Source organism: Maritimibacter sp. DP1N21-5 (genome assembly GCF_019218295.1).
Taxonomy (GTDB): domain Bacteria; phylum Pseudomonadota; class Alphaproteobacteria; order Rhodobacterales; family Rhodobacteraceae; genus Maritimibacter.
In genome coordinates, this window is record NZ_JAHUZF010000004.1 from 462,368 (window position 1) to 486,076 (window position 23,709).

Consider the following 23,709-nt stretch of genomic DNA (forward strand, 5'->3'; position numbering starts at 1 on the left):
CGCTCCAACCGGGTTCAGGCGAGGAAATAGCGCGAGAAGAGCGGCGCGCTTGCGGCACCGATCACGCGGGCGTTGCCGCCGATCGACGCGGGTTCGATCCGGGGAGGCATGAGACCGCGCGTATCCTGTTCGGCCAGAAGCGCACGGGTGCGATAGACCAGGCGGTCGCGAACCTCGTCAGGGAAGGCGCCGTCGATCAGCACGGTGGGGAAGTCGATCACCGCGCAGATCGAGCGGCTCGCATGGGCGAGCCCCCGGGCCGTCCGTTCGATCCAGCGCTCGACCTCGACACCGAAACCCGACCAGTCCTGCGGCATGCGCCACATTTCGAGTCCGTCGATGCCGATCTGCTCCAGGGACTCCTGAAGGAGGTAAAGCGATGCCTCCTCGATGAGCTGCACATTGGCGCCGTCCCGGCCGGGCACGTGGATCGACCCGAAAGCGCCGGCGTTGCCCTGCACTCCGTCGATGACCGCGCCGTTCATGACGACACCGCCGCCCACGAAGGAGCCAATGAAAAAATAGGCGTAGTCCTCCACGGCGCGCCCGCGTCCGAAGTGGTGTTCCGCGCGGCAGGCCGCCGTCGCGTCATTGTCGATGAAGATCGGCAGGTCGGAGAATCGGGCGACTTCCTCGGCGATGTCGATGTCGCGCCAGACCGTGAAATCGCGCGGTGCGCCGAGGGCGTCGATCCAGTTCCACATCTCGCTGGGCGCAGCGATCCCGATGCCGACGATGTTGCCGCGTTGCCGGTCGCTCAGGTCGCGGGCGAGCTCCTCCATCCCGTCGCGCAGAAAACCGAAGACCGCGTCGGGCATCGGGTAGGGGTAGGTTACAAGACGCTGTCCGAGCACCTTGCCGGTCAGATCGAGCACGGCGAGGTCTGCCGTCCGACGGCCGAGCTTCATCCCGAAGGACAAGGCCCCGTCCGGGTCGATGCCCATGGGGATCGACGGTTTGCCTACGCCACGACGCTGTGGCGCGCCCCGGCTCAGGAGCCCGTCCGCTTCGAGTTTCCTCAGGATGTTGGACACCGTCTGGGCCGAGAGGCCGGTGAGCTTTGCGATCTCCGCTCCGGGAAGCGCCCCGTTGCGTTGCACGAGCGACAGGATCAGCCTTTCGTTATGCGCCCTTGCGCCAAGCTGGTTCACGCCGGCGCCGCTCGCGTATCGCTCTGGCTGCATGGTGTCGTTTCCGTCCAAGACCCGCTCCTCCCCGATGCGACTTCCTAGTCAAGGCTGGTGCAAGGTGACAGTCGATAATTATTAAATCAAGTGGATTTATTTATTGACGCCCGACCAGAATCGCGGTTTCTATCTGGCATAACGACGATGAGGACGTCGTTCACATATGTGCCGGACAGGCACTCCACATGGACATCTGGGAGGACCTCCATGACCAAACTTCTCGCCACAAGTGCGATCGCGCTCGCTCTCGTATCCGGCGCGGCGTTCGCCGAAACCACCGCCTGCCTGGTCACCAAGACCGACACCAACCCCTTCTTCGTGAAAATGAAAGAAGGCGCACAGGCCAAGGCCGAGGAAATGGGCATCACGCTCAACACCTATGCGGGCAAGATCGACGGCGACGTGGAAACCCAGATCGCCGCCGTGGAGAGCTGCATCGCCTCCGGCGCCAAAGGCATCCTGATCACGCCCTCGGATAGCCGGGCGCTCGCCCCTGTCGTGACGCAAGCCCGCGAGGCTGGTGCGCTCGTCATCGCGCTCGATACGCCCTTCGAACCCGCGGACACGGCTGACGCCACCTTCGCCACCGACAACTTCCTTGCCGGTGAGCTGATCGGCCAGTGGGCCGCCGCCAAGATGGGCGATACGGCGGACGCCAAGATCGCCATGCTCGACCTGAACCCGTCCGAAGTCTCGGTCGATTATCTGCGCAACAACGGCTTCCTTCAGGGGTTCGGCGTGGACATCAAGGATCCCAAGGACATCGGCGACGAGGATGACCCGCGTATCGTCGGCAACGACGTGACCAACGGCAACGAAGAAGGCGGGCGCACCGCGATGGAGAACCTGCTTCAGAAGGACCCCGGCGTGAACGTGGTCTACACGATCAACGAACCCGCTGCGGCGGGCGCCTATGAGGCGCTGAAGTCGGTCGGGCTGGAAGAGCAGGCGCTCATCGTGTCCGTCGACGGTGGTTGTCCGGGCGTCCAGAACGTGGCCGAAGGCGTGATCGGCGCGACCTCCATGCAGTTCCCGCTGCTCATGGCGTCCAAGGGTATCGAGGCGATCGCAGCCTTCGCGGAAGACGGCACCAAGCCCGCGAACACGGAAGGGCTCGACTTCTTCAACACGGGCGTCGAGCTTGTGACCGACGAGCCGGTGGAGGGCATCCCTTCGATCACCTCGGCGGAAGCGCTCGAGAAATGCTGGGGCTGATCCCGGTCCTGACCTCCTGACACCGGAGGGAGGGGCTCTTGCGTCCCTCCCGTCCTTTTTCCACCCCTTTGGCCAGAGCGGCAGAAGGATGAGCCATGTCTGACACGACCTCCACCCCGAAGCACGGTCAGGACTTCGAACGGGAGCTCGACAAGAGCGACCGCTCCGTCGCCACTTTCGTGCGCAAGAGAACGCCGGTCGAGACCGTCCAGCACGTGCTGCACGGCAACCCGACACTGGTGCCGGTCATAGTTCTGGTGGCCGCCATCGGCGTCTTCGGATTGATCGCCGGTGGCAAGTTCTTTTCCGCCTTCAACCTGACCTTGATCATGCAGCAAGTGTCGATCATCGGCATCCTCGCCGCCGCGCAGTCGCTGATCATCCTGACGGCGGGCATCGACCTGTCGGTGGCGGCGATCATGGTGCTCATGTCGGTGGTCGCGGGCAACCTCGCCGTCTATCTTGGCGTGCCGGCGCCCATCGCCTTGCTTGTGGCTTTTGTCGGGGGTGCTGGAGCAGGACTCATGAACGGGTTCCTCGTGACCAAGGTCAAGCTCCCCCCCTTCATCACGACGCTGGGCACTTGGTCGATCTTCTACGCACTCAATTTGTGGCTCTCCGGCGCACAGTCGATCCGGTCGCAGGACATCGACGCCGAAGCGCCACTTCTCAAGTTCTTCGGAGAGAACATCGCCATTGGCGCGGCGCGGATTTCCTATGGCTCGATCCTGATGGTCGTGGTCTTCGCCGTGCTCTGGTACATGCTCAACAAGACCGCCTGGGGCCGGCACGTCTATGCCGTGGGCGATGACAAGGAGGCCGCCGAACTGGCAGGCATCCGCACGGATCGCACGCTTCTGTCCGTCTACATGCTCGCAGGTCTTGTCTGCGCAATCGCGGCTTGGGCGTCGATCGGGCGCGTCGGCTCTATCAGCCCGCAGGCCTTCTACGAGGGCAACCTGCAATCCATCACGGCGGTCGTGGTGGGAGGGATCTCGCTCTTCGGCGGACGCGGGTCGATCCTTGGCGCGCTTTTCGGCGCGCTGATCGTGGGCGTGTTCAACTCGGGTCTTCGTCTGGCCGGCGTCGATGTGCTCTGGCAGGTCTTCTCCATCGGCTGGCTCATCATCATCGCGGTCGCCATCGACCAATGGATCAGAAAGGTCTCGGCATGACCCAGGCAGTGCAACCGATGCTCAAGGCCCGCGGACTGACCAAGCGATATGGCCGTGTCACCGCGCTCGACAATTGCGACTTCGACTTGATGCCGGGCGAGATCCTCGCCGTGATCGGCGACAACGGGGCCGGCAAGTCCACGCTGATCAAGGCGATCTCCGGTGCCGTCCAGCCTGACGAGGGCTCGGTGGAGCTGAACGGCAAGCCCGTGCACTTCGCCTCGCCGCTCGAAGCACAGGACGCGGGCATCGCGACAGTCTACCAGACGCTCGCGCTGTCTCCGGCGCTCTCCATCGTGGACAACATGTTCATGGGGCGAGAACTGCGCGCGCCGGGTTTCGCAGGCAAGTTTCTGCGCAAGCTCGACAATGGGAAGATGCGGGATTTCGCCCGCGAAAAGCTCAACGACCTCGGGCTGATGACCATTCAGGACATCGACCAAGCGGTCGAAACGCTCTCCGGTGGGCAGCGGCAGGGTGTCGCCGTCGCACGGGCGGCGGCCTTCGGGTCCAAGGTCATCATCCTCGATGAACCTACGGCGGCCCTGGGCGTCAAGGAAAGCCGGCGGGTGCTCGACCTCATTCAGGACGTGCGTTCGCGCGGGGTGCCGATCATCCTGATCTCGCACAACATGCCGCATGTGTTCGAGGTGGCTGACCGAATCCACGTTCACCGCCTTGGCCGCAGGCTCTGTGTCATCGACCCGAAGACACATTCCATGTCGGACGCGGTCGCGCTCATGACCGGGGCGAAGCAGCCGGAGCAGGACGCCGCCTGATCCCGGTTCAGCGCTGCGGCAGAAAACCGTGGAACTTCCCGGCGCGCTGCGGCATTAAACCCTTCGGAGTTACGATCCGGAAGGGGATCATGGCGCGCGAAGAACGCAGTTTCGCCGTCATCGGCCTTGGGGCCTTTGGCGGCACGGTGGCTCTCGAACTGGCAAGGTTCGGCAATCACGTGATCGGAATCGACGCGGACGAAGGGCATGTGTCCCGGGCTTCCGGCGTCCTTCCGGCAACCGTCATCCTCGACGCAAGGGACGAGCTTGCCCTGCGCGAAGCGGGAATCGACCGTTACGATGTCGCGCTGGTCGCCATCGGCACGGACCTCGAGGCGTCGATCCTTGCGACGATGAACCTCAAGATGCTCGGTGTGGGGACGATCTGGGTCAAGGCCAACAACAAGACCCATCACCGCATCCTGTCCAAGATCGGGGCCGACCGGGTAATCCTGCCGGAACAGGAGATGGGCCGGCACACGGCGCAGATGCTGAACAACCCGGCCGTGACGGACTACATGTCGCTGGGCAACGGGTTTTCGGTGGTCAACGTCGTCATACCCGCGCGCCTCGAAGGACGCGAGCTTCACACGCTGGGCATCGGCGCCACCCACGATTTGCGGCTTCTGGGCATGATGCGCGGGACCGAGCACCTTTCCCCCGACACGCCGAACCTCACGCTCGAGAAGGGCGACAAGCTGCTCCTTCTGGGCCGCAGGCCGGATTTGCAGTACTTCGGCGACCGGCTCTGACCCATGGCGCGCCCGCGTTACACGAAACGCCTGAGCCTTGCCCGAAGGCTGTCGGGTATTCCCGCGCCGCTCGTGCTTGCGCTGCTTTATGGGGCGCTGGTGATCGTGGGCAGCGTGCTCCTGATGTTGCCTATCTCGCGGACGGTGCCGCTTAGTTGGTCCGACGCGATCTTCACCGCGACCTCTGCCGTGACCGTGACGGGGCTCGCCGTCTTCGATATCGGCGCGGACCTGACGGGGTTCGGACAGCTGGTGCTCATGGTGCTGATCCAGCTTGGCGGACTCGGTCTCATGACCTTCGCCGTGCTCGTTCTGGCGGCGCTGGGCATGCCCCTGGGACTGACCGGCGAGACCTATCTGCGCGAAGACCTGAACCAGTCGTCCATGTATCAGTTGACGAAGCTCGTGAAGACGATCCTCAAGGTCGTCCTCATCTGCGAAGGGGTCGGTGCGCTTCTGCTCGCGATCACCTTCGTTCCCGACTTCGGTCTGGGCGCGGGGCTTTGGGCGGCTGCCTTCCATTCCATATCGGCCTTCAACAACGCAGGCTTCTCGACCTTTTCCGCAGGGCTCGTGCCTTTCGCACTCGACCCCGTCGTGAACATCGTGATCCCCGCGCTCTTCATCGTGGGTGGTATTGGCTATGTCGTCCTTCAGGATGTCTTCGGACGGCGCCGGCGGCATCAATGGACGCTTCACACAAAGACCATGCTTCTGGGCACCGCGATCCTGATCCCCTGGTCGGTGGCTGGCTTTGCGGCGCTGGAGTGGACCAATCCGGCGACGCTGGGAGGTCTGGACGGCACGGGACAGAAGCTGGTGGTGAGCTGGTTCCAGGGGGTCACCACACGGACAGCGGGGTTCAACACCACCGACATCTCGGGCCTCCATGATTCAACCTCGATGATGTTCATCTCGCTGATGCTGATCGGCGGTGGCCCGACCTCGACCGCGGGCGGTATCAAGGTGACGACCTTCGTCGTTATGATCCTGGCCACGGTGGCCTTCTTCCGGCGGCAGACCCAGCTTCACGCCTTCGGGCGGTCGATCGGGCTCGAGCAGGTGCTGAAGGTCATGGCCCTGACGGCGATTTCGCTGGTGACGGTCTTTGTCGGCATCTTCGTCGTGACGATGAGCCATGACGGCGATTTCCTCGACATTTCGTTCGAAGTCGCCTCTGCCTTTGGAACCGTGGGCCTCTCGCGCGGCTATACGACCGAACTGTCCGACCTTGGCCGCGCGATCATCATTGCGATCATGTTTCTCGGGCGCGTCGGCCCCCTGACGCTCGGCTTCTTCCTCGCCACGCGCACCACGCCGCGGCTTCGTTATCCGGAGGGGCAGGTGCATCTGGGCTAGGTCCCGGCGCCGGGCGGCGATCAACAGCCCTTGTGCGGTGACGGTTCCGGCGGCATGATCGGGGCCGGTCAGAGGGAGCATCCGATGCGCAAGTTTCTCGTGGTCTTGGACGACAGTCGCGAGTGTCTGAACGCCATGCGTTTCGCCGCCATGCGGGCGGCAAACACCGGAGGCGGGGTCGAGATCCTGTCGATCATTCCGCCGGAGGAATTCAATCACTGGCTCGGGGTCGGAACGCTCATGCGTGAGGAGGCGCGTGAGCGGATAGAGGCACATTTCGAGGTCTTCGCGAAATGGATGCGCGACAAGCAGGGCGTGGACCCGGAACTCGTCATCCGCGAAGGCGATGCTGTGGAAGAGCTTCTGGCGCAGGTGCGCGAGGACCCCGAGGTCGGTGTCGTGGTGCTGGGCGCGGGGTCGGACAAGAAAGGTCCGGGGCCGCTCGTGACCGCCTTGACGCGGTCGGCCGCGAACCTGCCGGTGCCCTTGACCATCGTGCCGGGGGAAATGTCCAAGGAACGACTGGAGTCGATCACCTGACCGATCAGGGGCGCATGGCGGGTCTGACCGCGACACGGCGCCCCTGCACCAGGGCGACGAGGTTGGAGATTCCGAGCGTGACTATGACGATGGCGCCGCCCACAAGGGCGTAGAGGCCAGGGTCCTCGTCGACCACGACCCAGGCCAGGATCGGGGCCAGAACGCTCTCGATCAGCATGAGAAGTGCGACTTCCGCCGAGGGCAGAAAGCGCGGGCCGATGGCGAGAAGCGCTGTGGACATGGCGATGAAGAATCCGCCATGAAGTGCGACCCAGATCCAGTCGCCCGGCGGCACGGACATCGGATCGGCGAAGGGCAACAGGATGAGCGCCCAGAGCAGCATGCCGGCAGGAATGGCCGGCACCACCGAGACCGGGCGCACGCTGCGCGCCGCCGTGAGGCCGAGCGAAAAGACACAGACCACGCCAAGGGCGATGAGGTCACCTGTCAGTGATGCGCCCTCGGTTTCGCCCGAACCGAAGGCGATGAGGCCGATCCCAACCGGCACGACCGCCATGGTGATCGCCGTGCGGCGCGACAGGCGTTCGCCAAGGGCGATGCGCGAGAAGAGCGCCGAGACGAGGGGCATGGCCGCGATGATGAACACGACATTCGCGATGCTGGTATGGGCCACCGCGATAACGAAGAGGGCGCCCGAGGCCCCTGCACAGATTGCATAGATCCACACCGGCCAGCCCGCCCCGAACGTGGTCCGAAACGCGCGGGGACCTTGCCAGATCAGGATCGCAAGTCCGGTGACCAACCCGACGACCAGCGATTTCCAGAAGGCCACCGTCGCCCCGTCGGTGTCGATCAGCCGCACCATGAGGCTGTCGGGCACGATGAAAAGCACGCCCAGAGCGGTGATCAGAAGGCCCTTGATATGATCGGGGTTCGACGTCGACATGCGCGCGACCATGGCGGCGGCTCGCGGGAAAGGGAAGGGGGAGCGGTTGACTTAGAACTGTTCCAAGCGCATATGAATGCCTGACAGAAAGGGTAAGTCTCATGTTCATTCAGACCGAATCCACGCCGAACCCGGCGACCCTGAAATTCCTTCCGGGACAAGCGGTGCTCGATGCCGGCACCGCCGACTTCCCGAGCGCCGACGCCGCATCGGCCAGCCCGCTCGCCCGCCGCATCTTTGCGGTCGATGGCGTGACAGCGGTGTTCTTCGGCACCGACTTCGTCACCGTGACCAAGTCGGACGAGGTCGACTGGGACCACATCAAGCCGGCGCTGCTCGGTGCGATCATGGAGCACTACCAATCCGGCGCGCCGGTGATGGAAGGTGGCGCTTCCGCCGGGCAGAAGGCCCATGCCGATCATGACGGGCCGGATGGCGATATCGTGGTCCAGATCAAGGACCTGCTCGACACCCGCGTGCGTCCCGCCGTGGCGCAGGACGGGGGCGACATCACGTTCCACGGCTTTGACCGGGGCGTGGTCTATCTGCACATGCAGGGCGCCTGTGCTGGATGCCCGTCCTCGACCCTGACCCTGAAGATGGGGATCGAGAACCTGCTCAAGCATTACATCCCGGAAGTGACCGAGGTGCGGCCGGTTGCCGTCTGATCCGACGCTTCTTGCCTTCGATACATCGGCCGCGCACTGCGCGGCCGCTTTGCTTCGTGATGGCAAGGTGACGACCCGGGTCGAGGAGATGGGCAAGGGGCAGGCGGAGCGGCTGATGCCGCTTCTGGTCGAGGTGCTTTCGGAGGGGGGGCTTGGCTGGGCCGACCTCGACGGGATCGGCGTGGGCGTCGGGCCGGGGAATTTCACCGGGATCCGGATTTCCGTCGCGGCGGCACGCGGGCTTGCGTTGGGGCTTGGAAAGCCGGCGATCGGGGTGTCGACACTCGAGGCACAGGCGCATGGCGTTGCGCGTCCCTGTCGCTCGGTCACCGATGCGCGGCGTGGCATGGTCTATGCGCAGGTCTTTCCGGGCGGCGTGGCGGAAATGGTCGGCGCCGACAGCCTGCCAGACGATCTTCCCCTCGCGGGACCGCTGGACGGCGCCGCTCTGGTCACGGCCATCGCGGAACTTGCGGCTCGGCGTCTCGACGCGCCTGAACCCCGGCCCGCCCCGCTCTATATCCGTGGGGCAGATGCCGCGCCGCCCTCCGATCCGCCCCCGGTCATTCTGCCGTGAGTTTCGAGTCGCTCGCCGCGATCCACGCCGGGGCATTTCCAGGCGAACGCGGCTGGTCGGCCCGTGAAATCGAGGACCTCGCCACGTCCAAAGGCGGCGTCCTCGTCACGCATGCGTCCGGTTTCGCGCTCGGCCGTAACATCGCGGGCGAGGTGGAGCTTCTGACCATCGCCGTGTTGCCCGAGGCCCAAGGGCAGGGCGTCGGACGTGACCTGCTCGCGGCTTTCGAGGCGCAGTCGGGGACTGCGGTCGCCTTCCTCGAGGTCGCCGAAGACAACACCCCGGCCCGCGCGCTTTATGAGCGGGCGGGATGGAGAGAGACGGGCCGCCGCAAAGGGTATTACACCCGAGGCCCGGACCGTGCCGTGGACGCGATTCTGATGACCAAGACGCTCCCCGGTGACTTTTTTTGACCGAGAGATACGTAAAACTACGGTCATGTCCCGCAGCCCTCTGGACCCTCCTGCAAAACCCGGCCTAGGGTGAGGGAAAAATCGAAAGGTTCCGCCATGTCCGATGCCAGATCACTTGCCGCCGCGATCCGCGAGAGGGCAGGGGAGGCGTCCGTGGAAATGGGGTTCATCCTCGGATCGGGGCTTGGCCATCTGGCCGACGCGGTCGAAGGCACCGCGATCCCCTATGAGGACCTGACCGGCTTTCCCCATGCCGGGGTGTCCGGGCACAACCCGAAGCTGGTGATCGGCGACCTCCTTGGCCACCGGATCGCGATCTTCGGTGCACGCTCGCATTACTATGAACACGGCAATGCGGCAGCGATGCGCCTGCCGCTCGAGGTTCTGGCCGATCTCGGCGCGAAGAAACTGTTCCTCACCAATGCCGCCGGGTCCACCCGTCCCGACATTCCGCCGGGCGAGCTCATGATGCTCTCGGATCACATCAATTTCGCCGGGGCCAATCCGCTCATCGGTGAAAAGACCGACCGGCGCTTCGTGCCACTGGGCGACGCCTATTCCAGCGCCATGCGCGCGGATCTGGCCAAGGCTGCTGAGGCCGAGGGGATCACGCTCAAGGATGGCACCTATGCCTGGTTCTCGGGCCCGTCATTCGAAACGCCGGCCGAAATCAGGGCGATCAAGCTTCTGGGTGGCGATGCCGTCGGCATGTCCACCGTGCCTGAAGTCATCCTCGCCCGGTTCTTCGGGCTCGAGGTCGCGGCGGTGTCGGCCATCACCAACATGGCCGAGGGCATGTCGGACGAGAAACTGTCGCACGAACACACCAAGAAACAGGCCGTGGCCGGCGCCGAGAAACTCGAACGGCTGATCCGACGATATCTGTCCGACATGGCGTGATTGCCGCCGGCAATCGCCCCGACCCAACCGGTCGCCAGACCCTCCGGACACATTCGCCATCGTGAACGCCTGAACCCCATGCAAATCTATCTTCCCATCGCCGAGGTCTCGGTCAACGCCTTCCTCCTTCTTGGCCTTGGCGGGCTGGTCGGTATCCTGTCCGGCATGTTCGGGGTCGGCGGTGGCTTCCTTCTGACTCCGCTCCTGTTCTTCATCGGGATCCCGCCCGCCATCGCCGTGGCGACCGGCGCCAACCAGGTGGTGGCCTCGTCGATTTCCGGCGTGCTCGCCCACCTCAAACGCAAGACCGTGGACCTCAAGATGGGGACCGTCCTCTTGGGAGGCGGTCTGGTCGGGGCCGGTCTGGGCGTGCGGCTCTTCGCCTACCTGCAGTCCATCGGACAGGTCGAACTGCTCGTGACCCTGTCCTATGTCGTCTTCTTGGGCATCATCGGCGGGCTCATGTTGATCGAGAGCGTCCGCGCGCTGATGCGGTCGCGCTCGAACCCGGTGCCGAAGCGGCGCAAGCACGGGATCGTCCATGCGCTGCCGGTCAAGACCCGGTTTCGCACCTCGGGGCTCTATATCTCGGTCATCCCGCCGGTCCTCGTCGGCTTCTTTGTGGGGGTGCTGTCGGCCATCATGGGGGTCGGCGGCGGCTTCATCATGGTGCCAGCCATGATCTATCTCCTCCATATGCCGACGAAGGTGGTGATCGGGACGTCGCTCTTCCAGATCATCTTCGTCGCGGCCTTCACCACTCTGATGCACGCCTGGGAGAACCACACGGTCGATCTGGGGCTCGCGGTTCTGCTGATCGTCGGCGGTGTGATCGGTGCCCAGGTCGGCACCCGGATCGGCATGCGGATCAAGGCGGAACAGACGCGCATTCTTCTGGCGCTGCTGGTGTTGGGCGTCTGCCTCAACCTCGCCTTCGGCCTGTTGGTCGAGCCCTCCGAACTTTATTCGATCGGAGAGGAATGATGCGCATCTTCGCCCTTCTCCTGATCCTTCTCACCGGCGCGGCGCAGGCGCAGACCGAAGAGGATATCGTCGCGGGTCTGAGCCAGAACCGCGTCGCCATCGACGCCACCTTCGTGGGGTCCGAGATCCTCGTCTTCGGGGCGGTGAAGCGGGAAGCGCCAGCGCCCGAGGGGGCGCTGGGGGTGGTCATCGTCGTGCAGGGACCAAACGAACCCGTCACGGTGCGCCGAAAGGACCGGAAGTTCGGCATCTGGGTGAACGCGGAGAGCGTCGACGTGCAGGAGGCCCCGTCCTTCTATGCCGTCGCGACCTCCGGTCCTTTCGACGAGGTGTTGAGCGTCGAAGACAACCGGGCGCGGCTGGTGTCGATCGACGAAAGCGTCTGGGTCATGGATACCGATGCGACCGACAACGAAAAGGCCTTTGCCGATGCGCTCATTCGGATCCGGGAAGACGAAGACCTCTACTCGCGCCATGAAAGCACGGTCCGCGTTTCGCAGGAAACGCTGTTCGACGCAGCGATCCAGCTGCCCGCCAATGTGACCGAAGGCCTGTATCAGGCGCGCATCTTCCTGACCCGCGAAGGCCGGATCATCGCCGATCAGGTGTCCTATGTGAGCGTGCAGAAAGTCGGACTGGAGCGCTGGGTCTACAACCTCGCGCACGATGTGCCGCTGGTCTACGGGCTCCTGTCGCTCGCCATTGCCATCGCGGCCGGCTGGCTCGCTTCCGCCGCGTTCCGGGTCTTCCTGCGGAACTAGCTCGTCTCAGAGGCGTCCGCCGAGACCATCCAACGCACACCGAACCTGTCTGACAGGGTCCCGAAGGCCGGCGCCCAGAAGGACTTTTCAAGCGGCATCCGAATTTCCCCACCCTGCGAGAGCTTGTCGAAAGCCGCCCGCGCCTCCTCTACCGTGGGAAACGAAACATGGATATTGCACCCGGCCATCGGCGCCACCGGGTTGCCGCTCAGGTCATCGGAGCCATAGATCCAGCCGTCCCCGACCTTCAGCGCGGCGTGCATGACGCCTTCCGGGTTGTCCGGGAACATGTCGCCCGCGGGCATGATCTCGGGCGTGGCGCCGAAGACCTCCCCCCAGAAGGTAAAGGCAGCGCGTGCAGTATCTTTCAAGAACACGTATGGGATCGGTTGCATGGGTGAGTCCTCCGGCGGTTCACGGCGTCACGCTAGCACGCGCCCCGTTGCGGGCAATCGCAATTCCCCCTAGAAGGCGCGGGACTTTGGATAGGAGAGTGACATGGGCTTTCGCATGGGGATCGTCGGGCTTCCGAACGTTGGCAAATCGACCCTGTTCAACGCGCTGACCAAGACCGCAGCGGCCCAGGCCGCCAACTTTCCCTTCTGCACCATCGAACCCAACGTGGGCGAAGTCGCAGTGCCCGACGCCCGGCTCGACAAACTGGCTGCGATCGCCAAGTCCCAGAACATCATCCCCACGCGCATGACCTTCGTCGACATCGCAGGTCTGGTGAAGGGCGCGTCCAAGGGCGAGGGGCTCGGCAACCAGTTCCTTGCCAACATCCGGGAAGTCGATGCCATCGCCCATGTCCTGCGCTGTTTCGAGGACAAGGACGTGACCCATGTCGAGGACCGCGTGGACCCGGTGGCCGACGCCGAGACCATCGAGACCGAGCTGATGCTCGCCGACCTCGAGTCCATCGAGAAGCGCCTCGTCAACATCGTCCGCAAGGTGCGTGGCGGCGACAAGGAAGCGGTCCAGCAGGAACGGCTGATGCAGGCGGCCAAGGTCGCACTCGAGAACGGCCAACCGGCGCGGACCGTCGACGTGGCCGAGGACGACAAGAAAGCCTGGCGGATGCTCCAGCTCCTGACCTCGAAGCCCATCCTCTACGTCTGCAACGTGGGCGAGGACGAGGCCGCCACCGGCAACGCCCATTCTGAAGCCGTCGCCAGGATGGCGAAGGAACAGGGTGCCGCGAGTGTCGTGATCTCGGCCAAGATCGAGGAAGAGATCTCGCAACTCGACCGCGAAGAACAGGAGATGTTTCTGGGCGAGCTCGGTCTCGACGAGGCGGGCCTCGACCGACTCATCCGCGCGGGCTACGATCTGCTGCACCTTCAGACCTATTTCACCGTGGGCCCCAAGGAAGCGCGCGCCTGGACGATCAAGACAGGTACCTCCGCGCCCCAGGCCGCCGGTGTCATTCACGGCGATTTCGAACGGGGCTTCATCCGGGCTGAAACCATCGCCTACGACGACTTCGTCGCCCTGGGCGGCGAAGCCGGCGCACGGGATGCAGGGAAGCTCCGGGCCGAGGGCAAGGGATACATCGTGAAGGACGGCGACGTCCTGCACTTCCTCTTCAACGCCTGACGTCCGCCGCCTTGGGCGGGTCTACTGCCCCTTGGCCCGGACGATCACGACCAGCGTCAGCCAGACGATCTTCAGATCGAGCCAGAGGCTCGCCTGCCGGATGTAGGTCAGATCGGCCCGCGCCTTCATGCGCGTCTGGTCGATCCCCGTCGCATATCCGAGTTGCACCTGGGCGAGCCCCGCAAGGCCGGGCCGAATCTGATGCCGGGCGCGATATTCCGGAATGGCGTCGATGAAGACCGCCACATGTTCGGCAATGTCAGGACGCGGGCCGATGAAGGACATGTCACCGATGAGAATATTGAAGAATTGCGGCAATTCGTCGAACCGCACTTTTCGTAGAAGACGCCCCAGCGGCGTGATCCGATGCGCCTCAACCGGGTCGTTCACGGCGCGCTGGGCGCCCTTCGCGTCGGTCATCGTGCGGAATTTGTAGGCCGTGAAGGGTTTCAGATCCCGACCCACGCGAGTCTGCGAGAAAAGCAGGGAGCCCCGGTTGAAAAATGGGTTCAGGACGAGAAGTGCCAAGGCAACGAAAAAGACGAAGGGGAGCGCGCACAGCCCGATGACCACGTCGAGGACCCGTTTGGATTTCCAGTAGACCGGGTGGTTGGCCGCAAGTGTCACCCTCGCCTCACGCAGGCTTCGCGTCGGGGCGTCGGACAGAAAGGTCGCATCGAATTCCATGGTTCTCACGGCAGCAACAATCCCTTTCGTCCAAACCTCGTGGCGTTTCGTGGCCGGTCATATCCCCAGGGTATCTAGCGACCGCCATCGCACATGAGCAAGCAAAACCGTTGGGAAATCGTCAAGACCAAAGACCTGAAGTGTCAAATTGGCGGGATCTGGCCGGTTTGTTGAGTGGGAGGAAACGGCAGTGTGCCGATGGCCCGCCCCGATACACATGCCACAGATGACGATTGGGGCATCAATTCCGCCATCTATGCCACCTCCGGGCCCGGGAAACCTGCCCCACCCGCCCTTTGCCTCTTGTTTTCCCTGAAAGACGCCCATAGACACACCAGCGGAGACGTGGCCGAGTGGTCGAAGGCGCTCCCCTGCTAAGGGAGTAGGCCCGGAAGGGTCTCGAGGGTTCGAATCCCTTCGTCTCCGCCATACCTTTTTTCAGCGCCAACAACCAAAGGAATAAGGGGCTTTCACCGTGACCCGTTTTGTGACCCGAAATGTGACCCAAAAATGCGGGGTGCTTTCCCCTGCGGCCGGCGTAGTATCTGGCTCATGATCAGCGCCTTCCAAGAAATCATCCTCGCCGCGTGCGGAATCGTCGGGACCTATTCCCTCTGGGCTCTTGTCGAGACCGCAAAGCACCCCGAGGAAGAAGGCGCCACCGTGATCTGGGGCGGCCTTCTCGCGGGATCCGTGGTTATTGCGGCTGCGATCCTGATCGGATGAGATCGTCCACGTTCTCGCGGATCACCTCGAACGTGTAGGCCGCGACCCACGGGTTCGCGTCCCATCCGTAGCCGCGACCTGCGTTGAGGCTGTCCCAGAGGCTACGAAAAGAGGCCGTTCCGGTTGCGCATTTTCCGCCACGGTCGAGGTAGTCCCGCCATGCAATGCAGTTCCCGCGAGAGCGGTCCTGATCGTGTGCAACACCCTCAGCCACCGCATCCGCCTCGCTGATCTCCTGCAACCGCTGCACGCGCACGTCCGTGACACGCAGGGTCAGGCGTGAGGCCCATCGGGGCATGTGGATCGAGGGGCGCCAAGAAAAATGGCCTTGGCTGCCCTCCGGCCAGTCGGCGCGATAATCGCAATGCCGGTCGATCAGCTTGTGAGCCTCGCGGACCCAGAGCAGATCGCCAACCCAGAACGGCAGTCGGTAACTATCGAAAGACTGGTCAGTCCATCGGGCGCCCGCGTCCTGCTCCCATCCGTAGTGGATCACGTCGCCATACGGCTGAGGCTTCAGGACGCGGCGCGTTTGTGTCTTGCGACCGTCCAGAAGGGCACGGACCATCGGCGCGGAAAAGAGGATGGGCTTGATCATCTGGTGCGCCTCCGTTGCTTGCGCGCGGCCTTCACCTTTGCGCGCTTGTCGGGTTTCGCAGCGGTCCTCGCGCGGACCTCGGCTGTGCGACGCGCCTTACGCAAGCGGTCCTCTTCGAGCTGGAGCTTCATCGCGAACTCGAAGAACGGGTCATCTATGCGGTGCCACTGGCTCATTCACCGTCCTCCTGTAGTGCAGCGCGGATGCGGCCCTCGTAGTCGGCTTGGCAGTGCGCTTTGGCTTCGTCCAGCGAGGCTAATCCGCTAAACTCTTCATTCTGATCTCCCGGGTCTTCTGCTGGGGCGGATCCACCGTAGTCACCCGATGACCACTGCAAAACCTCGTAGCAGCCAATTATGCTGTCAGCAGTCTGACGCGGAGAGTTTCTGCTGATACGTTCGTCCTCCCACACCAGCGGCTTCACTTGCACCTTCGCGTTCATCGCCTCCCGCAGCCGCGCCACCTCGGCCTCTAGGGCGGTGATGCGGTCGGCGGCTTCGTCTGCGTCGAACGGGTTCGGATGGATAGGCCCGATAGGCTCTCCACGAGGAAGGTTCTCCCATCCACCGTATTCGTTCATACGCTGCCAGCGTCCTTTGATGCCCCTGCGAAATTGATCAGACTTAGGTTTGTAGGCGAGCCAGCGAACAGGGTAAAACTCGGTTGCATAGCCTTCTTTGACTTCCGGCTCGTGATGTATTTGTCCAGGATCACTCATCGCTCTTGCCTCCCTGTGCGCGTCGTGCCCTGAGAATGCGGCCTAGCTCCATCATGGAGACTTCCACCGCGCCGAGTGCGACGGCCTGCTTTCGTTTGGACAGGGCGATGTCGAAATGCTCGCGGGGCGTGCCCGCGTTCTGTATCCACTTCCGGTCAACGCCGATCAGATCAGCCATGGCGATCAATTCCTCGGTGCTGTCGGCGATCATGTGGCACATCTTCATGCGGCCAAAGGACGCGCGCATGGTGTCGACGTAGACGGTCATTCCTCGCCTCCCTGTGCTCCGCGTCGATCTTTCCGGTCTCCCATACCGAGTGACACGGCGAGATCGACGCCCATTGCCGTGAGAAAGTTGTGGCCCGAACTTTGATCGGCATAGCCGTTTTCCCTGAGCCACTTTCGGGAGGTTTTGCAGACAAGGTTCCCGTCCCAGATCGGTCCGTCCTTGAACATCTGCCAAAGTGCCTCGTGGACACCAGACGGCATGTCCTGAATATCGCGGTAGTTGCTCACGTCTCGCCTCCCTGTGCGCGGATGGTGGCGAGCAACGCCCGCGCGTCGTCCTGAAACGCCTCGACCACATCGTAGGGCGTCACATCGTCCAGGCTGTCTTGCGGGTCCGGTGCGCGACCGCTGATCACGTCGAATTTCCACTCGGCGAGTTCGGTCACAAAGTCGATCCACGGTGCGAGGATGCGCCTGTCGTGCTCGGCGAGCGCGTCCCGGTCGGATTGGTCGGCGAGGGCGCGGATTTGGTGCGACCACGCCTCAAACCACCATCCTGCGGTGCTTATAAGCTCCTCTTGATCTGACGGGGGTAGCAGTCCAAGGTCATGCCGATAGCTAAGAGCCGCGTTTCTGCGGTTCTCGTATGTCTTGAGGTTCGCCGCCTGCTCCACCACCGCAGCGAGGCGGGCGCGGGCTATGTCGCGTTCGCGGGTCATCGCCTCAAGGGCGTCCCGGTTGCCGTGGCGGGCTTCCGTGTCTGCCATAGTCTCGTGGGCTGTAAGTGCTTTCGTCTCGGTCATTGGTCACTCCTTCCTGCGAGCGCTTCGAACGCTTCGCGATCTCCGTTGCAGCAGTAAAATTCAGGCTTCACCGGGCCGGTAATGCGGGATCCGTGCGCGTTGGCCTGGTGCTGGTAGACCAGCGAAGCGGGGCCGATCTTCATGCCCGGGAAGCTGAAATGAACCTTGGCCTGCTGGACAACGTAGGGGCTGCACCAAGTCGGCACATAGACGTGGTGCCGATACTCGCCAAAGCAGGGCTCGATGTCGGGGAACCGCGCTGTGACCACGCCTTTGAGCATGTCCAGAAACGCCTCACCGAACGCTTTGCAGGCTGCGTATTCCGCCATGCGTTGCATCCGGCAGACGTGGCAACAGTAGATGTGTCCATGCTCGACGCCGACGATGCCGGTCACGGGAAGCCCCGCGTCCTCCATCTCATCCTCGTTGATCTGCATTCCGCAGCCGAGGCATTCAAATCGCCAACCTTCAGAGACCAGCAGCCACGCGGGAACGCCGGTCTCTTCAAAGCGATCGAGGTCTTTGCGGCGCTTCACTTCCATGCCGCCGATGTCGTCCATGTTCAGGAGGTTCGCGCCGATCCGGCGGGCCTCTATGTTGGACTTTGCGAAGACGATCCCGCCGGTGAACTCGTCGGTTTCGAGGTAGGAATATGCGCCCATCACTCTTTGCCCATCTTTGTCTTGCGGTAGGCGTCTCGGGCGATTTCGAAAACGCCCGCTGCCTTGACCATCTTCTCGACCTTGTGCTTGGGCTCGCCGGCCGCCCAAGCGGACATGCAGGCCTCATAGAACCCATCTGCGGCCTCGATCATGGCTCGGGCGGCAATAAGCTCACGCGCGTGACCTCGAATGGTCGCGGCTGACCCCACGAAGGTTTCGCTATCCATCGCCGCGAGCTGGTCCAGATCGTTCGGGTTCACTTCAGCCATGGTTCGGACCTTTCTTGAGCCGGATAAATTCGGCCATGTGCAGGGGGATGATCTCGTCCGGTTCGTCGGTGTCCTCGCGCACGATGACCGCCACATCGTAGAAGCCCATCGGCCCGGCCAGTTGCTTGACCACGATGCGCGTTACCCCGTTGCGGCCCACTTTGCCGAAGGAATACTCCCCGATCTCGTTTTCCGGGCCGAACACCGCGTCGAGTTCCTGCCCTTGGTGGAGGTTTGAAAATCTCTCCACCATCACATAGCCCCCGGCGGCAGGGGGACAGGGTGGCAGTCGCCCGTGACGGGATCGCCAAACTCTCCGTGGATGATAAGAAGCCGCAGCTTCCATAGTTCGCACTGGGCGCGGTTCATCTGCCCGTCAGGGAAGGCGTTGAATGTCCGGGTGTAGTAGTGGGTCACGTCGCGCTTGGACGCCTGTGGGATCGAGACCTTGGCGATCAGCTCGTATTCGATAGCCGTTTCCTCGATCTTGTCCGCGACCTTGATTAGTTCGCCCGCGCTGGCCGGTGCGGCGAGGGCGAGTGCGGTCAGGAGGGTTAGGGTCAGTTTCATGCGTTGCTCCTCTTGGCGTTCCGTGCCGCCTCGATGGCGGCGTTGATGTCGTATCGGTCGTTTTCGGGTGTGATCCGCGCGAGCGCCTTCCAGGCGGCTTCGGCGACGGCCAGCGGGCAATCCTGCGCAACGCCCAGAACCTCCCACCACATGCGCGGCGGGGTTGTGACGATCGGGCTCATGTCTCCGGGCGGCGGGAGCGCGGTGAACCCGGCGAACGCGCGCTTCAGCATCGTGCCGCCGCCGTGGCGCTGCATCTGGCGCATCCCCGAGATCGCGAGCGTCAGGGACCTGATGTTGTCGGGCACGCGCTGGTAAGCGTCCTGCGCCATGACCATGGCCTCACCGTCGAGGGTGAAATACACGGCGATTCCCGGATCATCGGGCGCACGGCGACCGGAATAGGGCTCGCCGTCGAGGCGAATCTCCACATTCGTGGATAGAACCACGTTGCGCGCGCCGAGCATTTCAAGCTCCTTGGCGAGCGCGATGCGCGTGTCGTTGATCGTCGTGGCCTTGTAGCCGCCCTTCCAGTCGCCGCGCTGAAACTTGTGTCCGTTGTCGCGATACAGCGGGTTCGTGCGTGGCCACCCATCCGGCCATTGCAGGGGGTAGGCTTGCGTCATGCCTTCGCCCCATCCGGCGCGCGTGTCGGCTCAACCGGCCCGGAGATCTGCATGGAGGACGGGTTCGCCGCGAGCGCGATCAGATCGTTCAGCGCCTTGGACCTCGGTTTCTGGATCCGCCAGCGGATCACCTTGCCGATTGCAGGGAGTTGACCGCCGGAGAAAGCGATCCTCGCGATTTCGCTGGCTCCGGGCCATTTCGCGACAACCCTGATCGGGCCGGTGATGTGAACGATCTGCAATTCAACGATCACCCCGGCCTTGAGCGCGGACGGAATCCCCTTGTGATCGTGCAGGACCCACGGCCCCCAAGCGATTTCATTGGTCATCATTGGCCTCCATTGCCTTTCTCGAAAAGATCGCCTTGAGCGGCGCAATCCCGGGCGATGTCTTTCATGATCGCCAATTCGCGATCAGCTTCCGCCTGCGTCATGCGCCCATCCTGAACCCGTCTCGGATAGACCCGCCTGCGCATTATGATTTCCCGCTCGATGGCGGCGAGCTTCTGTTCCCGGCTGAACGTCTGATTGGTCATCTGGTCTCTCACTCGTGCATCTTCGCCAGCTCACGCGCCCGCTCGATGGGGTCGTCCGTGGCGATGGCCTTGCGGTGTGTCTGAAGCGCGGCGTCGAGCGTGCGGAACACCGGCGCATAGGTCGGGTCCACCAGCATCAGTTCGGCGACCGCGCGGGTCGCGGCTTCGAGGCGGGTGATCTCGATCACAGAAGCGCCCCCTGTCCTCGTGGGCCCGGCGATTGACCGGTGCGCGTGTCCAGAACCTCCTTGCGCCAAACGCGGGATCGAAGCTCCCTGATCATTTCGGCGTGGATCATCGGCGCGGGCATCTGGTTCACGATGGCCTCGGTCAGCGCATGAACCAGGGCTTTTCCGGTCGTCTGAACGTTGTTGCGCCGCGCGACCTCGTAGAGTTCATCGCGCCAGAGCGTGCCGCACATGCTGAACGGGCAGAGCAACGGGATCGCACCCGCTTCGTCTGGCTCATAGCGGCTGTCGTCTCGAACGCAATTTCGCTTGGACCCATTCTGCGTTTTCACCTCGGGGCCGAGCTTCCTTGCCGTGTTCATGGGGCGCACCGCGCCATCAAAGACTTCGAGGCGGCCCCATCCTCTCGGGCGCTGGTCAAAGCAGCGCTCACGCAGTTGTTCGCAGGGAAGAACCCACATGCGACGGGCGACACGCCCATAGACGAAACCTTGGAGTTCGAGCCGGGACGGGCTGTCGCCTGCGCCTTTGACCTCGACGCCCACGATCTCCTGCGCAGTGATCGCAGCAATGTCGATGCGCGCGCCGCCCCAATCAGCGACGGACAATTCCCTGACGATGATGCTCTCGGGATAGGTTGCCGCGAGCCAGGTAGACGCCAAGTCCGTGAGTTCGGATGCCTTCTCGATCAAATCTCTTCTCCCCAATACCGGAGCGTGCGAACCGCGCTTTCCCACTTGCTGGACAGGGGCGGATTGTGTTTGTCGGCGAGCCACGCGCGCGCGTTCGGGATGATTTCGTTTTCCAGCCTGTCGCGTTCTTCCGGGGTCAGCTTCGACCGGTCCCCTCTCGGTTGGGGTAATTCCTTCTTCATGGCCCCCTCCGTTCGGTCTGGCCGGTCAGCTTCTTCTTGAGGGTGTCGCCACGCCCGCCCGGAAGGGCACGGCTCGCGATCTTGCGCCGGGGCTTTGCCTCCGTGATCGGCTGGCCCTTGGCGGCCATGCGCTCGGCGTGTTCAGCCATCTTCTTGGCGAGGCGCTTGGCTCGGGCGATGTCTTTGCGGTCCAGCGGGGTCTTCACCTCGACGTGACAGTGATCATGGGTCGCGGTCATGTTGTCCCACGTGTCCGCGCCACCGAGCGCGAGCGGGATCACGTGGTCGACATGAACCTTGTCGCCGCGCGCCAGGTTGATCACCTGACCGCAGATCGGACAGATGTTCTTTTGCCGGTGCAGGAGCCCGCGCATTTGAAGCGGAGATATGGACCGGCGGTCGTTCATCGGGGGATGCCCCACCGCTTCATGCGGATCGCGAGGTGTTCAAACTCGCGCCCACTCTCGCTGGACACGGGCGCGGTCGCACGTTGCGCGAGCAGGCAGTATCCGCGCTCCATGAACCGCCATGCGTCCTTGAAGATTTGCGGCCGGCCAACGTGGCCGGCGGGCGCGCGCATGTAGACCACGCAGTCGCCGGGTTCCGCGTCCCGGAGCGTGCGCAGGAGCGCATCGGCCAGGGTCTCGCCTTCGCGGCGTATCATTTCAATTGTCTTGGGCATTTGTGCCTTCCGTGAGTTCCCAGAGGATGCAGGACCGCCCCATATCGGTGCGCCCGCGTTTCTTGCTGTCCCGGACCTTTCCGGCGTTGCGCAGTTCTGAAATCCGCGGCTTCACGCTCGCGGGGTGTTCGCCCATGCTCCGGGCGATGCCCTCGGCGCTGCGCGGGATCGCGCTCGCGGCCAGCACATCGAGGACACGGGCGCGCAACGTCTCGGCTGAGGTCTTCGCCGATTGCGCCGCCGCCTCGCTGGTGTCGGTGTGCCGGTATCCGATGCCGTCCTTGGTGTAGGGCATGGTCGGGCCTCACACGCGCATCGGCATCTGGATCCACATCGCGAGCGGGTCCTCGCCGCGCGCGATCATGGGGCTTTCCGCGCTGTCACCGGTCATGGTGACGGTCGGCTCCGCGTCGATGAGGTCCTTGATGTAGCGGAGATTGAAGCCGATGCTCTTGTTGACCTTGAACCCGTCCTCGCACCGCGCCTGCACCGGCGCTGAAATCTCGTCCTCCGCTCCCAGACCCTTCACCGTCATCCGTGCGGTTTCGATATCGAACCGGCAGACCACAGTCCGCTCGGAAATTAGCGCGGTCGCGATCTTGTGGAATCGCCCGAAGCCAAGACGGTTGAGCGTGATGTGCCCGGCGCACCCGGCTTCGGGCGCCTTGTCCGGGACCACACGCATGTAGTTCGGGTATGTCCCGTCTATGAGCTTGGTGCGCAGGGTCGTGTTGCCGATCACGAACTCCGCATGAAACTTCCCAAACCGGGCCTCGACGGGCTCGTTTCCGTCACCGCGCCCGAGCGCGAGCTTGAGCGTTTCGACGGTGGGCGTCGGCACGATGATGCTCTCGTCCCCGAATGAGCCGTTCGGCGTGGTCTCGGTGTCCATGATCGCCATGCGATGACCGTCGGTCGCGACCACGCGCACGGTCGTGGCATCGGGCTTGGTCGTGATGTGCAGCCCGTGCAGGTAGTATCGGTTCGGCTCTTGGCTCGCGCAGAACAGGGACTTGGTGATGATGCGCTTCCACTCGGACGGGGCGAGCGTCACCCCGGCGGCGAGCAAGCGCCATCCGTCCATGTCGATCGACGGATTGACGATCGGGAAGTCATCGACAGGCATGTGCGAACGCACGGTCAAAGTCATGGCGTCGGCGGTGATCTTCAGAACCTCGAGGTTGCTGTCGATCTCGATGCTGATGATTTCGCCCGCGCCGGAATGAGCCCCTTTCAGGAGCTTGAGCGGGATCAGGAACGGCGGCACATCCCCGTCGCGTTCGACATCCACCCGGCAGATGATCTGCCGTTCGAGGTCCGTTCCTTCCAGAGCGACCTGGTTCTTGCCGAAGGGGCTGACCTTGACCATGCCGAGGACCGGGATCGTGAGGCGCCGGTCGATCACGTTGTTCAGAAGCGCGAGGGGGCGGGTCAGACTTGACCTGGTAAGTGTGATCCTCGCCATGATCACATACCCAGAGCTTCGCGATACATTTCGAGGATCGCCTCTTCCTCGGCGATGTCGTCGCTGCTGCGCTTGCGCAGGGCGATGATCTTGCGCATGACCTTGGTGTCGTAACCGCGCGCCTTGGCCTCGGCCATGACCTCCTTCTGTTGCTCGGCGATGTCGTTCTTCTCCATTTCGAGGCGCTCGAAACGCTCGATGAACTGGCGCAGCTCGTCGGCGGTCACGCGGTAGCTGGTCGCGGTGTGATCTTCGTTCATGCTTG

General features: G+C 63.6%; 39 protein-coding genes and 1 tRNA gene. 15 read left to right on the forward strand and 25 right to left on the reverse strand.

The window, feature by feature from the left end; genetic code table 11:
- Positions 1 to 14 precede the first annotated feature (14 nt).
- Positions 15 to 1,202: an ROK family transcriptional regulator gene (locus KJP29_RS06830; protein ID WP_370630844.1), complete on the reverse strand. Its 1,188-nt coding sequence runs from the start codon at positions 1,200 to 1,202 to the stop codon at positions 15 to 17.
- A gap of 192 nt (positions 1,203 to 1,394) precedes the next feature.
- Here KJP29_RS06830 and KJP29_RS06835 point away from each other — a divergent pair, with 192 nt between their 5' ends.
- The 6 genes from KJP29_RS06835 to KJP29_RS06860 all read left to right on the forward strand — a co-directional run bounded on the left by KJP29_RS06835 (position 1,395) and on the right by KJP29_RS06860 (position 7,007).
- Positions 1,395 to 2,402: a sugar ABC transporter substrate-binding protein gene (locus tag KJP29_RS06835; protein ID WP_218462811.1), complete on the forward strand. Its 1,008-nt coding sequence runs from the start codon at positions 1,395 to 1,397 to the stop codon at positions 2,400 to 2,402.
- Positions 2,403 to 2,497: 95 nt separating this feature from the next.
- Positions 2,498 to 3,577, forward strand: coding sequence for an ABC transporter permease (locus KJP29_RS06840; protein ID WP_218462812.1), 1,080 nt, complete (start codon positions 2,498 to 2,500; stop codon positions 3,575 to 3,577).
- Entirely contained in the window at positions 3,574 to 4,356 is a 783-nt protein-coding gene (locus tag KJP29_RS06845; protein ID WP_218462813.1) for an ATP-binding cassette domain-containing protein, read from the forward strand. Before KJP29_RS06840 ends, KJP29_RS06845 begins: the two co-directional genes overlap by 4 nt.
- A gap of 89 nt (positions 4,357 to 4,445) precedes the next feature.
- Positions 4,446 to 5,108: a TrkA family potassium uptake protein gene (locus KJP29_RS06850; RefSeq protein ID WP_218462814.1), complete on the forward strand. Its 663-nt coding sequence runs from the start codon at positions 4,446 to 4,448 to the stop codon at positions 5,106 to 5,108.
- A 3-nt stretch (positions 5,109 to 5,111) separates the two neighbouring features.
- On the forward strand, positions 5,112 to 6,467 hold the full coding sequence (locus tag KJP29_RS06855; RefSeq protein ID WP_218462815.1) for a TrkH family potassium uptake protein: 1,356 nt from the start codon (positions 5,112 to 5,114) through the stop codon (positions 6,465 to 6,467).
- 84 nt (positions 6,468 to 6,551) lie between these two features.
- Positions 6,552 to 7,007 carry a universal stress protein gene (locus tag KJP29_RS06860; RefSeq protein ID WP_218462816.1) on the forward strand — a complete coding sequence of 152 codons (456 nt, stop codon included), beginning with the start codon at positions 6,552 to 6,554 and terminating at the stop codon, positions 7,005 to 7,007.
- Positions 7,008 to 7,011: 4 nt separating this feature from the next.
- On the opposite strand, the gene KJP29_RS06865 is transcribed toward KJP29_RS06860, so the two are convergent.
- Positions 7,012 to 7,914, reverse strand: coding sequence for a DMT family transporter (locus tag KJP29_RS06865; RefSeq protein ID WP_218462817.1), 903 nt, complete (start codon positions 7,912 to 7,914; stop codon positions 7,012 to 7,014).
- Positions 7,915 to 8,015: 101 nt separating this feature from the next.
- Here KJP29_RS06865 and KJP29_RS06870 point away from each other — a divergent pair, with 101 nt between their 5' ends.
- The 6 genes from KJP29_RS06870 (at position 8,016) to KJP29_RS06895 (ending at position 12,217) form a co-directional block, all read left to right on the forward strand.
- Positions 8,016 to 8,582 carry a NifU family protein gene (locus KJP29_RS06870; RefSeq protein ID WP_218462818.1) on the forward strand — a complete coding sequence of 189 codons (567 nt, stop codon included), beginning with the start codon at positions 8,016 to 8,018 and terminating at the stop codon, positions 8,580 to 8,582.
- Positions 8,572 to 9,159: a tRNA (adenosine(37)-N6)-threonylcarbamoyltransferase complex dimerization subunit type 1 TsaB gene (tsaB, locus tag KJP29_RS06875; RefSeq protein ID WP_218462819.1), complete on the forward strand. Its 588-nt coding sequence runs from the start codon at positions 8,572 to 8,574 to the stop codon at positions 9,157 to 9,159. Before KJP29_RS06870 ends, tsaB begins: the two co-directional genes overlap by 11 nt.
- On the forward strand, positions 9,156 to 9,572 hold the full coding sequence (locus KJP29_RS06880) for a GNAT family N-acetyltransferase (RefSeq protein WP_218462820.1): 417 nt from the start codon (positions 9,156 to 9,158) through the stop codon (positions 9,570 to 9,572). Before tsaB ends, KJP29_RS06880 begins: the two co-directional genes overlap by 4 nt.
- A 96-nt stretch (positions 9,573 to 9,668) precedes the next feature.
- A complete protein-coding gene (locus tag KJP29_RS06885; RefSeq protein WP_218462821.1) occupies positions 9,669 to 10,472 on the forward strand; it encodes a purine-nucleoside phosphorylase in 804 nt (267 codons plus the stop codon).
- 78 nt (positions 10,473 to 10,550) lie between these two features.
- On the forward strand, positions 10,551 to 11,456 hold the full coding sequence (locus KJP29_RS06890) for a sulfite exporter TauE/SafE family protein (RefSeq protein WP_218462822.1): 906 nt from the start codon (positions 10,551 to 10,553) through the stop codon (positions 11,454 to 11,456).
- Positions 11,456 to 12,217, forward strand: a complete 762-nt coding sequence (locus KJP29_RS06895; protein ID WP_370630845.1) for a TIGR02186 family protein — start codon at positions 11,456 to 11,458, stop codon at positions 12,215 to 12,217. Before KJP29_RS06890 ends, KJP29_RS06895 begins: the two co-directional genes overlap by 1 nt.
- Here the strand turns inward: KJP29_RS06895 and KJP29_RS06900 are convergent.
- Positions 12,214 to 12,612: a VOC family protein gene (locus KJP29_RS06900; protein ID WP_218462824.1), complete on the reverse strand. Its 399-nt coding sequence runs from the start codon at positions 12,610 to 12,612 to the stop codon at positions 12,214 to 12,216. The genes KJP29_RS06895 and KJP29_RS06900 overlap by 4 nt on opposite strands.
- A 103-nt stretch (positions 12,613 to 12,715) precedes the next feature.
- Here KJP29_RS06900 and ychF point away from each other — a divergent pair, with 103 nt between their 5' ends.
- Complete coding sequence (ychF, locus tag KJP29_RS06905; RefSeq protein ID WP_218462825.1) at positions 12,716 to 13,813, forward strand: redox-regulated ATPase YchF; 1,098 nt, start codon at positions 12,716 to 12,718, stop codon at positions 13,811 to 13,813.
- Positions 13,814 to 13,834: 21 nt separating this feature from the next.
- Here the strand turns inward: ychF and KJP29_RS06910 are convergent, their stop codons facing one another.
- Positions 13,835 to 14,500: a sugar transferase gene (locus KJP29_RS06910; protein WP_218462826.1), complete on the reverse strand. Its 666-nt coding sequence runs from the start codon at positions 14,498 to 14,500 to the stop codon at positions 13,835 to 13,837.
- A gap of 339 nt (positions 14,501 to 14,839) precedes the next feature.
- Here KJP29_RS06910 and KJP29_RS06915 point away from each other — a divergent pair.
- Together KJP29_RS06915 and KJP29_RS06920 are read left to right on the forward strand one after the other, a co-directional pair.
- Positions 14,840 to 14,929 (forward strand) — tRNA-Ser (locus tag KJP29_RS06915).
- Between the two features lie 123 nt (positions 14,930 to 15,052).
- A complete protein-coding gene (locus KJP29_RS06920) occupies positions 15,053 to 15,226 on the forward strand; it encodes a hypothetical protein (protein ID WP_218462827.1) in 174 nt (57 codons plus the stop codon).
- Here KJP29_RS06920 and KJP29_RS06925 read toward each other — a convergent pair.
- From KJP29_RS06925 to KJP29_RS07025, 21 genes are read right to left on the reverse strand one after another with little or no spacing between them, the layout of a single operon-like run.
- A complete protein-coding gene (locus tag KJP29_RS06925) occupies positions 15,198 to 15,824 on the reverse strand; it encodes a hypothetical protein (protein ID WP_218462828.1) in 627 nt (208 codons plus the stop codon). The genes KJP29_RS06920 and KJP29_RS06925 overlap by 29 nt on opposite strands.
- On the reverse strand, positions 15,821 to 16,000 hold the full coding sequence (locus KJP29_RS06930; RefSeq protein ID WP_218462829.1) for a hypothetical protein: 180 nt from the start codon (positions 15,998 to 16,000) through the stop codon (positions 15,821 to 15,823). The genes KJP29_RS06925 and KJP29_RS06930 overlap by 4 nt, the downstream gene beginning before the upstream one ends.
- Positions 15,997 to 16,542, reverse strand: coding sequence for a DUF1192 domain-containing protein (locus tag KJP29_RS06935; protein ID WP_218462830.1), 546 nt, complete (start codon positions 16,540 to 16,542; stop codon positions 15,997 to 15,999). Before KJP29_RS06935 ends, KJP29_RS06930 begins: the two co-directional genes overlap by 4 nt.
- The gene (locus KJP29_RS06940) at positions 16,535 to 16,810 is read right to left on the reverse strand and encodes a DUF4031 domain-containing protein (protein WP_218462831.1); all 276 of its coding nucleotides are present in this window, start codon (positions 16,808 to 16,810) and stop codon (positions 16,535 to 16,537) included. Before KJP29_RS06940 ends, KJP29_RS06935 begins: the two co-directional genes overlap by 8 nt.
- The gene (locus KJP29_RS06945; protein ID WP_218462832.1) at positions 16,807 to 17,058 is read right to left on the reverse strand and encodes a hypothetical protein; all 252 of its coding nucleotides are present in this window, start codon (positions 17,056 to 17,058) and stop codon (positions 16,807 to 16,809) included. Before KJP29_RS06945 ends, KJP29_RS06940 begins: the two co-directional genes overlap by 4 nt.
- Entirely contained in the window at positions 17,055 to 17,573 is a 519-nt protein-coding gene (locus KJP29_RS06950; RefSeq protein ID WP_218462833.1) for a hypothetical protein, read from the reverse strand. Before KJP29_RS06950 ends, KJP29_RS06945 begins: the two co-directional genes overlap by 4 nt.
- Complete coding sequence (locus tag KJP29_RS06955) at positions 17,570 to 18,235, reverse strand: hypothetical protein (protein ID WP_218462834.1); 666 nt, start codon at positions 18,233 to 18,235, stop codon at positions 17,570 to 17,572. Before KJP29_RS06955 ends, KJP29_RS06950 begins: the two co-directional genes overlap by 4 nt.
- Positions 18,235 to 18,504, reverse strand: a complete 270-nt coding sequence (locus KJP29_RS06960) for a hypothetical protein (RefSeq protein ID WP_218462835.1) — start codon at positions 18,502 to 18,504, stop codon at positions 18,235 to 18,237. Before KJP29_RS06960 ends, KJP29_RS06955 begins: the two co-directional genes overlap by 1 nt.
- Positions 18,497 to 18,757 carry a hypothetical protein gene (locus tag KJP29_RS06965; RefSeq protein WP_218462836.1) on the reverse strand — a complete coding sequence of 87 codons (261 nt, stop codon included), beginning with the start codon at positions 18,755 to 18,757 and terminating at the stop codon, positions 18,497 to 18,499. The genes KJP29_RS06960 and KJP29_RS06965 overlap by 8 nt, the downstream gene beginning before the upstream one ends.
- The gene (locus KJP29_RS06970) at positions 18,757 to 19,074 is read right to left on the reverse strand and encodes a hypothetical protein (RefSeq protein WP_218462837.1); all 318 of its coding nucleotides are present in this window, start codon (positions 19,072 to 19,074) and stop codon (positions 18,757 to 18,759) included. Before KJP29_RS06970 ends, KJP29_RS06965 begins: the two co-directional genes overlap by 1 nt.
- Positions 19,071 to 19,700 (reverse strand): hypothetical protein, encoded by a 630-nt coding sequence (locus KJP29_RS06975; protein ID WP_218462838.1) that lies wholly within the window; start codon positions 19,698 to 19,700, stop codon positions 19,071 to 19,073. Before KJP29_RS06975 ends, KJP29_RS06970 begins: the two co-directional genes overlap by 4 nt.
- On the reverse strand, positions 19,697 to 20,029 hold the full coding sequence (locus KJP29_RS06980) for a hypothetical protein (protein WP_218462839.1): 333 nt from the start codon (positions 20,027 to 20,029) through the stop codon (positions 19,697 to 19,699). Before KJP29_RS06980 ends, KJP29_RS06975 begins: the two co-directional genes overlap by 4 nt.
- Complete coding sequence (locus KJP29_RS06985) at positions 20,029 to 20,235, reverse strand: hypothetical protein (protein WP_218462840.1); 207 nt, start codon at positions 20,233 to 20,235, stop codon at positions 20,029 to 20,031. Before KJP29_RS06985 ends, KJP29_RS06980 begins: the two co-directional genes overlap by 1 nt.
- 8 nt (positions 20,236 to 20,243) lie before the next feature.
- Entirely contained in the window at positions 20,244 to 20,423 is a 180-nt protein-coding gene (locus KJP29_RS06990) for a hypothetical protein (protein ID WP_218462841.1), read from the reverse strand.
- Entirely contained in the window at positions 20,420 to 21,115 is a 696-nt protein-coding gene (locus KJP29_RS06995; protein WP_218462842.1) for a hypothetical protein, read from the reverse strand. Before KJP29_RS06995 ends, KJP29_RS06990 begins: the two co-directional genes overlap by 4 nt.
- Complete coding sequence (locus KJP29_RS07000) at positions 21,112 to 21,297, reverse strand: hypothetical protein (protein ID WP_218462843.1); 186 nt, start codon at positions 21,295 to 21,297, stop codon at positions 21,112 to 21,114. Before KJP29_RS07000 ends, KJP29_RS06995 begins: the two co-directional genes overlap by 4 nt.
- A complete protein-coding gene (locus KJP29_RS07005) occupies positions 21,294 to 21,704 on the reverse strand; it encodes an HNH endonuclease (RefSeq protein WP_218462844.1) in 411 nt (136 codons plus the stop codon). Before KJP29_RS07005 ends, KJP29_RS07000 begins: the two co-directional genes overlap by 4 nt.
- On the reverse strand, positions 21,701 to 21,979 hold the full coding sequence (locus tag KJP29_RS07010) for a hypothetical protein (protein ID WP_218462845.1): 279 nt from the start codon (positions 21,977 to 21,979) through the stop codon (positions 21,701 to 21,703). Before KJP29_RS07010 ends, KJP29_RS07005 begins: the two co-directional genes overlap by 4 nt.
- Positions 21,963 to 22,274, reverse strand: a complete 312-nt coding sequence (locus KJP29_RS07015) for a hypothetical protein (protein ID WP_218462846.1) — start codon at positions 22,272 to 22,274, stop codon at positions 21,963 to 21,965. The genes KJP29_RS07010 and KJP29_RS07015 overlap by 17 nt, the downstream gene beginning before the upstream one ends.
- Before the next feature lie 9 nt (positions 22,275 to 22,283).
- Positions 22,284 to 23,444, reverse strand: a complete 1,161-nt coding sequence (locus tag KJP29_RS07020) for a hypothetical protein (protein WP_218462847.1) — start codon at positions 23,442 to 23,444, stop codon at positions 22,284 to 22,286.
- Between the two features lie 2 nt (positions 23,445 to 23,446).
- A complete protein-coding gene (locus KJP29_RS07025; RefSeq protein ID WP_218462848.1) occupies positions 23,447 to 23,704 on the reverse strand; it encodes a DUF2312 domain-containing protein in 258 nt (85 codons plus the stop codon).
- Between the last annotated feature and the right edge of the window lie 5 nt (positions 23,705 to 23,709).

Excerpts from the sequence above, each read along its gene's own strand:
- KJP29_RS06955 (WP_218462834.1), bottom strand. The coding sequence starts at position 18,235 with ATGGGCGCATATTCCTACCTCGAAACCGACGAGTTCACCGGCGGGATC.
- KJP29_RS07000 (WP_218462843.1), bottom strand. The coding sequence starts at position 21,297 with ATGAAGAAGGAATTACCCCAACCGAGAGGGGACCGGTCGAAGCTGACC.
- KJP29_RS06840 (WP_218462812.1), top strand. The coding sequence starts at position 2,498 with ATGTCTGACACGACCTCCACCCCGAAGCACGGTCAGGACTTCGAACGG.
- KJP29_RS06920 (WP_218462827.1), top strand. The coding sequence starts at position 15,053 with ATGATCAGCGCCTTCCAAGAAATCATCCTCGCCGCGTGCGGAATCGTC.
- KJP29_RS06900 (WP_218462824.1), bottom strand. The coding sequence starts at position 12,612 with ATGCAACCGATCCCATACGTGTTCTTGAAAGATACTGCACGCGCTGCC.
- KJP29_RS06855 (WP_218462815.1), top strand. The coding sequence starts at position 5,112 with ATGGCGCGCCCGCGTTACACGAAACGCCTGAGCCTTGCCCGAAGGCTG.
- KJP29_RS06870 (WP_218462818.1), top strand. The coding sequence starts at position 8,016 with ATGTTCATTCAGACCGAATCCACGCCGAACCCGGCGACCCTGAAATTC.
- KJP29_RS06850 (WP_218462814.1), top strand. The coding sequence starts at position 4,446 with ATGGCGCGCGAAGAACGCAGTTTCGCCGTCATCGGCCTTGGGGCCTTT.
- KJP29_RS06935 (WP_218462830.1), bottom strand. The coding sequence starts at position 16,542 with ATGAGTGATCCTGGACAAATACATCACGAGCCGGAAGTCAAAGAAGGC.
- KJP29_RS07005 (WP_218462844.1), bottom strand. The coding sequence starts at position 21,704 with ATGAACGACCGCCGGTCCATATCTCCGCTTCAAATGCGCGGGCTCCTG.
- KJP29_RS06885 (WP_218462821.1), top strand. The coding sequence starts at position 9,669 with ATGTCCGATGCCAGATCACTTGCCGCCGCGATCCGCGAGAGGGCAGGG.
- KJP29_RS06985 (WP_218462840.1), bottom strand. The coding sequence starts at position 20,235 with ATGACCAATCAGACGTTCAGCCGGGAACAGAAGCTCGCCGCCATCGAG.
- KJP29_RS07020 (WP_218462847.1), bottom strand. The coding sequence starts at position 23,444 with ATGGCGAGGATCACACTTACCAGGTCAAGTCTGACCCGCCCCCTCGCG.
- KJP29_RS06865 (WP_218462817.1), bottom strand. The coding sequence starts at position 7,914 with ATGTCGACGTCGAACCCCGATCATATCAAGGGCCTTCTGATCACCGCT.
- ychF (WP_218462825.1), top strand. The coding sequence starts at position 12,716 with ATGGGCTTTCGCATGGGGATCGTCGGGCTTCCGAACGTTGGCAAATCG.
- KJP29_RS06950 (WP_218462833.1), bottom strand. The coding sequence starts at position 17,573 with ATGACCGAGACGAAAGCACTTACAGCCCACGAGACTATGGCAGACACG.
- KJP29_RS06940 (WP_218462831.1), bottom strand. The coding sequence starts at position 16,810 with ATGACCGTCTACGTCGACACCATGCGCGCGTCCTTTGGCCGCATGAAG.
- KJP29_RS06925 (WP_218462828.1), bottom strand. The coding sequence starts at position 15,824 with ATGATCAAGCCCATCCTCTTTTCCGCGCCGATGGTCCGTGCCCTTCTG.
- KJP29_RS06970 (WP_218462837.1), bottom strand. The coding sequence starts at position 19,074 with ATGAAACTGACCCTAACCCTCCTGACCGCACTCGCCCTCGCCGCACCG.
- KJP29_RS06930 (WP_218462829.1), bottom strand. The coding sequence starts at position 16,000 with ATGAGCCAGTGGCACCGCATAGATGACCCGTTCTTCGAGTTCGCGATG.
- KJP29_RS07025 (WP_218462848.1), bottom strand. The coding sequence starts at position 23,704 with ATGAACGAAGATCACACCGCGACCAGCTACCGCGTGACCGCCGACGAG.
- KJP29_RS06980 (WP_218462839.1), bottom strand. The coding sequence starts at position 20,029 with ATGACCAATGAAATCGCTTGGGGGCCGTGGGTCCTGCACGATCACAAG.
- KJP29_RS06975 (WP_218462838.1), bottom strand. The coding sequence starts at position 19,700 with ATGACGCAAGCCTACCCCCTGCAATGGCCGGATGGGTGGCCACGCACG.
- KJP29_RS06960 (WP_218462835.1), bottom strand. The coding sequence starts at position 18,504 with ATGGCTGAAGTGAACCCGAACGATCTGGACCAGCTCGCGGCGATGGAT.
- KJP29_RS06910 (WP_218462826.1), bottom strand. The coding sequence starts at position 14,500 with ATGGAATTCGATGCGACCTTTCTGTCCGACGCCCCGACGCGAAGCCTG.
- KJP29_RS06860 (WP_218462816.1), top strand. The coding sequence starts at position 6,552 with ATGCGCAAGTTTCTCGTGGTCTTGGACGACAGTCGCGAGTGTCTGAAC.
- KJP29_RS06835 (WP_218462811.1), top strand. The coding sequence starts at position 1,395 with ATGACCAAACTTCTCGCCACAAGTGCGATCGCGCTCGCTCTCGTATCC.
- KJP29_RS06965 (WP_218462836.1), bottom strand. The coding sequence starts at position 18,757 with ATGGTGGAGAGATTTTCAAACCTCCACCAAGGGCAGGAACTCGACGCG.
- KJP29_RS07010 (WP_218462845.1), bottom strand. The coding sequence starts at position 21,979 with ATGCCCAAGACAATTGAAATGATACGCCGCGAAGGCGAGACCCTGGCC.
- KJP29_RS06845 (WP_218462813.1), top strand. The coding sequence starts at position 3,574 with ATGACCCAGGCAGTGCAACCGATGCTCAAGGCCCGCGGACTGACCAAG.
- KJP29_RS06890 (WP_218462822.1), top strand. The coding sequence starts at position 10,551 with ATGCAAATCTATCTTCCCATCGCCGAGGTCTCGGTCAACGCCTTCCTC.
- KJP29_RS07015 (WP_218462846.1), bottom strand. The coding sequence starts at position 22,274 with ATGCCCTACACCAAGGACGGCATCGGATACCGGCACACCGACACCAGC.
- KJP29_RS06895 (WP_370630845.1), top strand. The coding sequence starts at position 11,456 with ATGCGCATCTTCGCCCTTCTCCTGATCCTTCTCACCGGCGCGGCGCAG.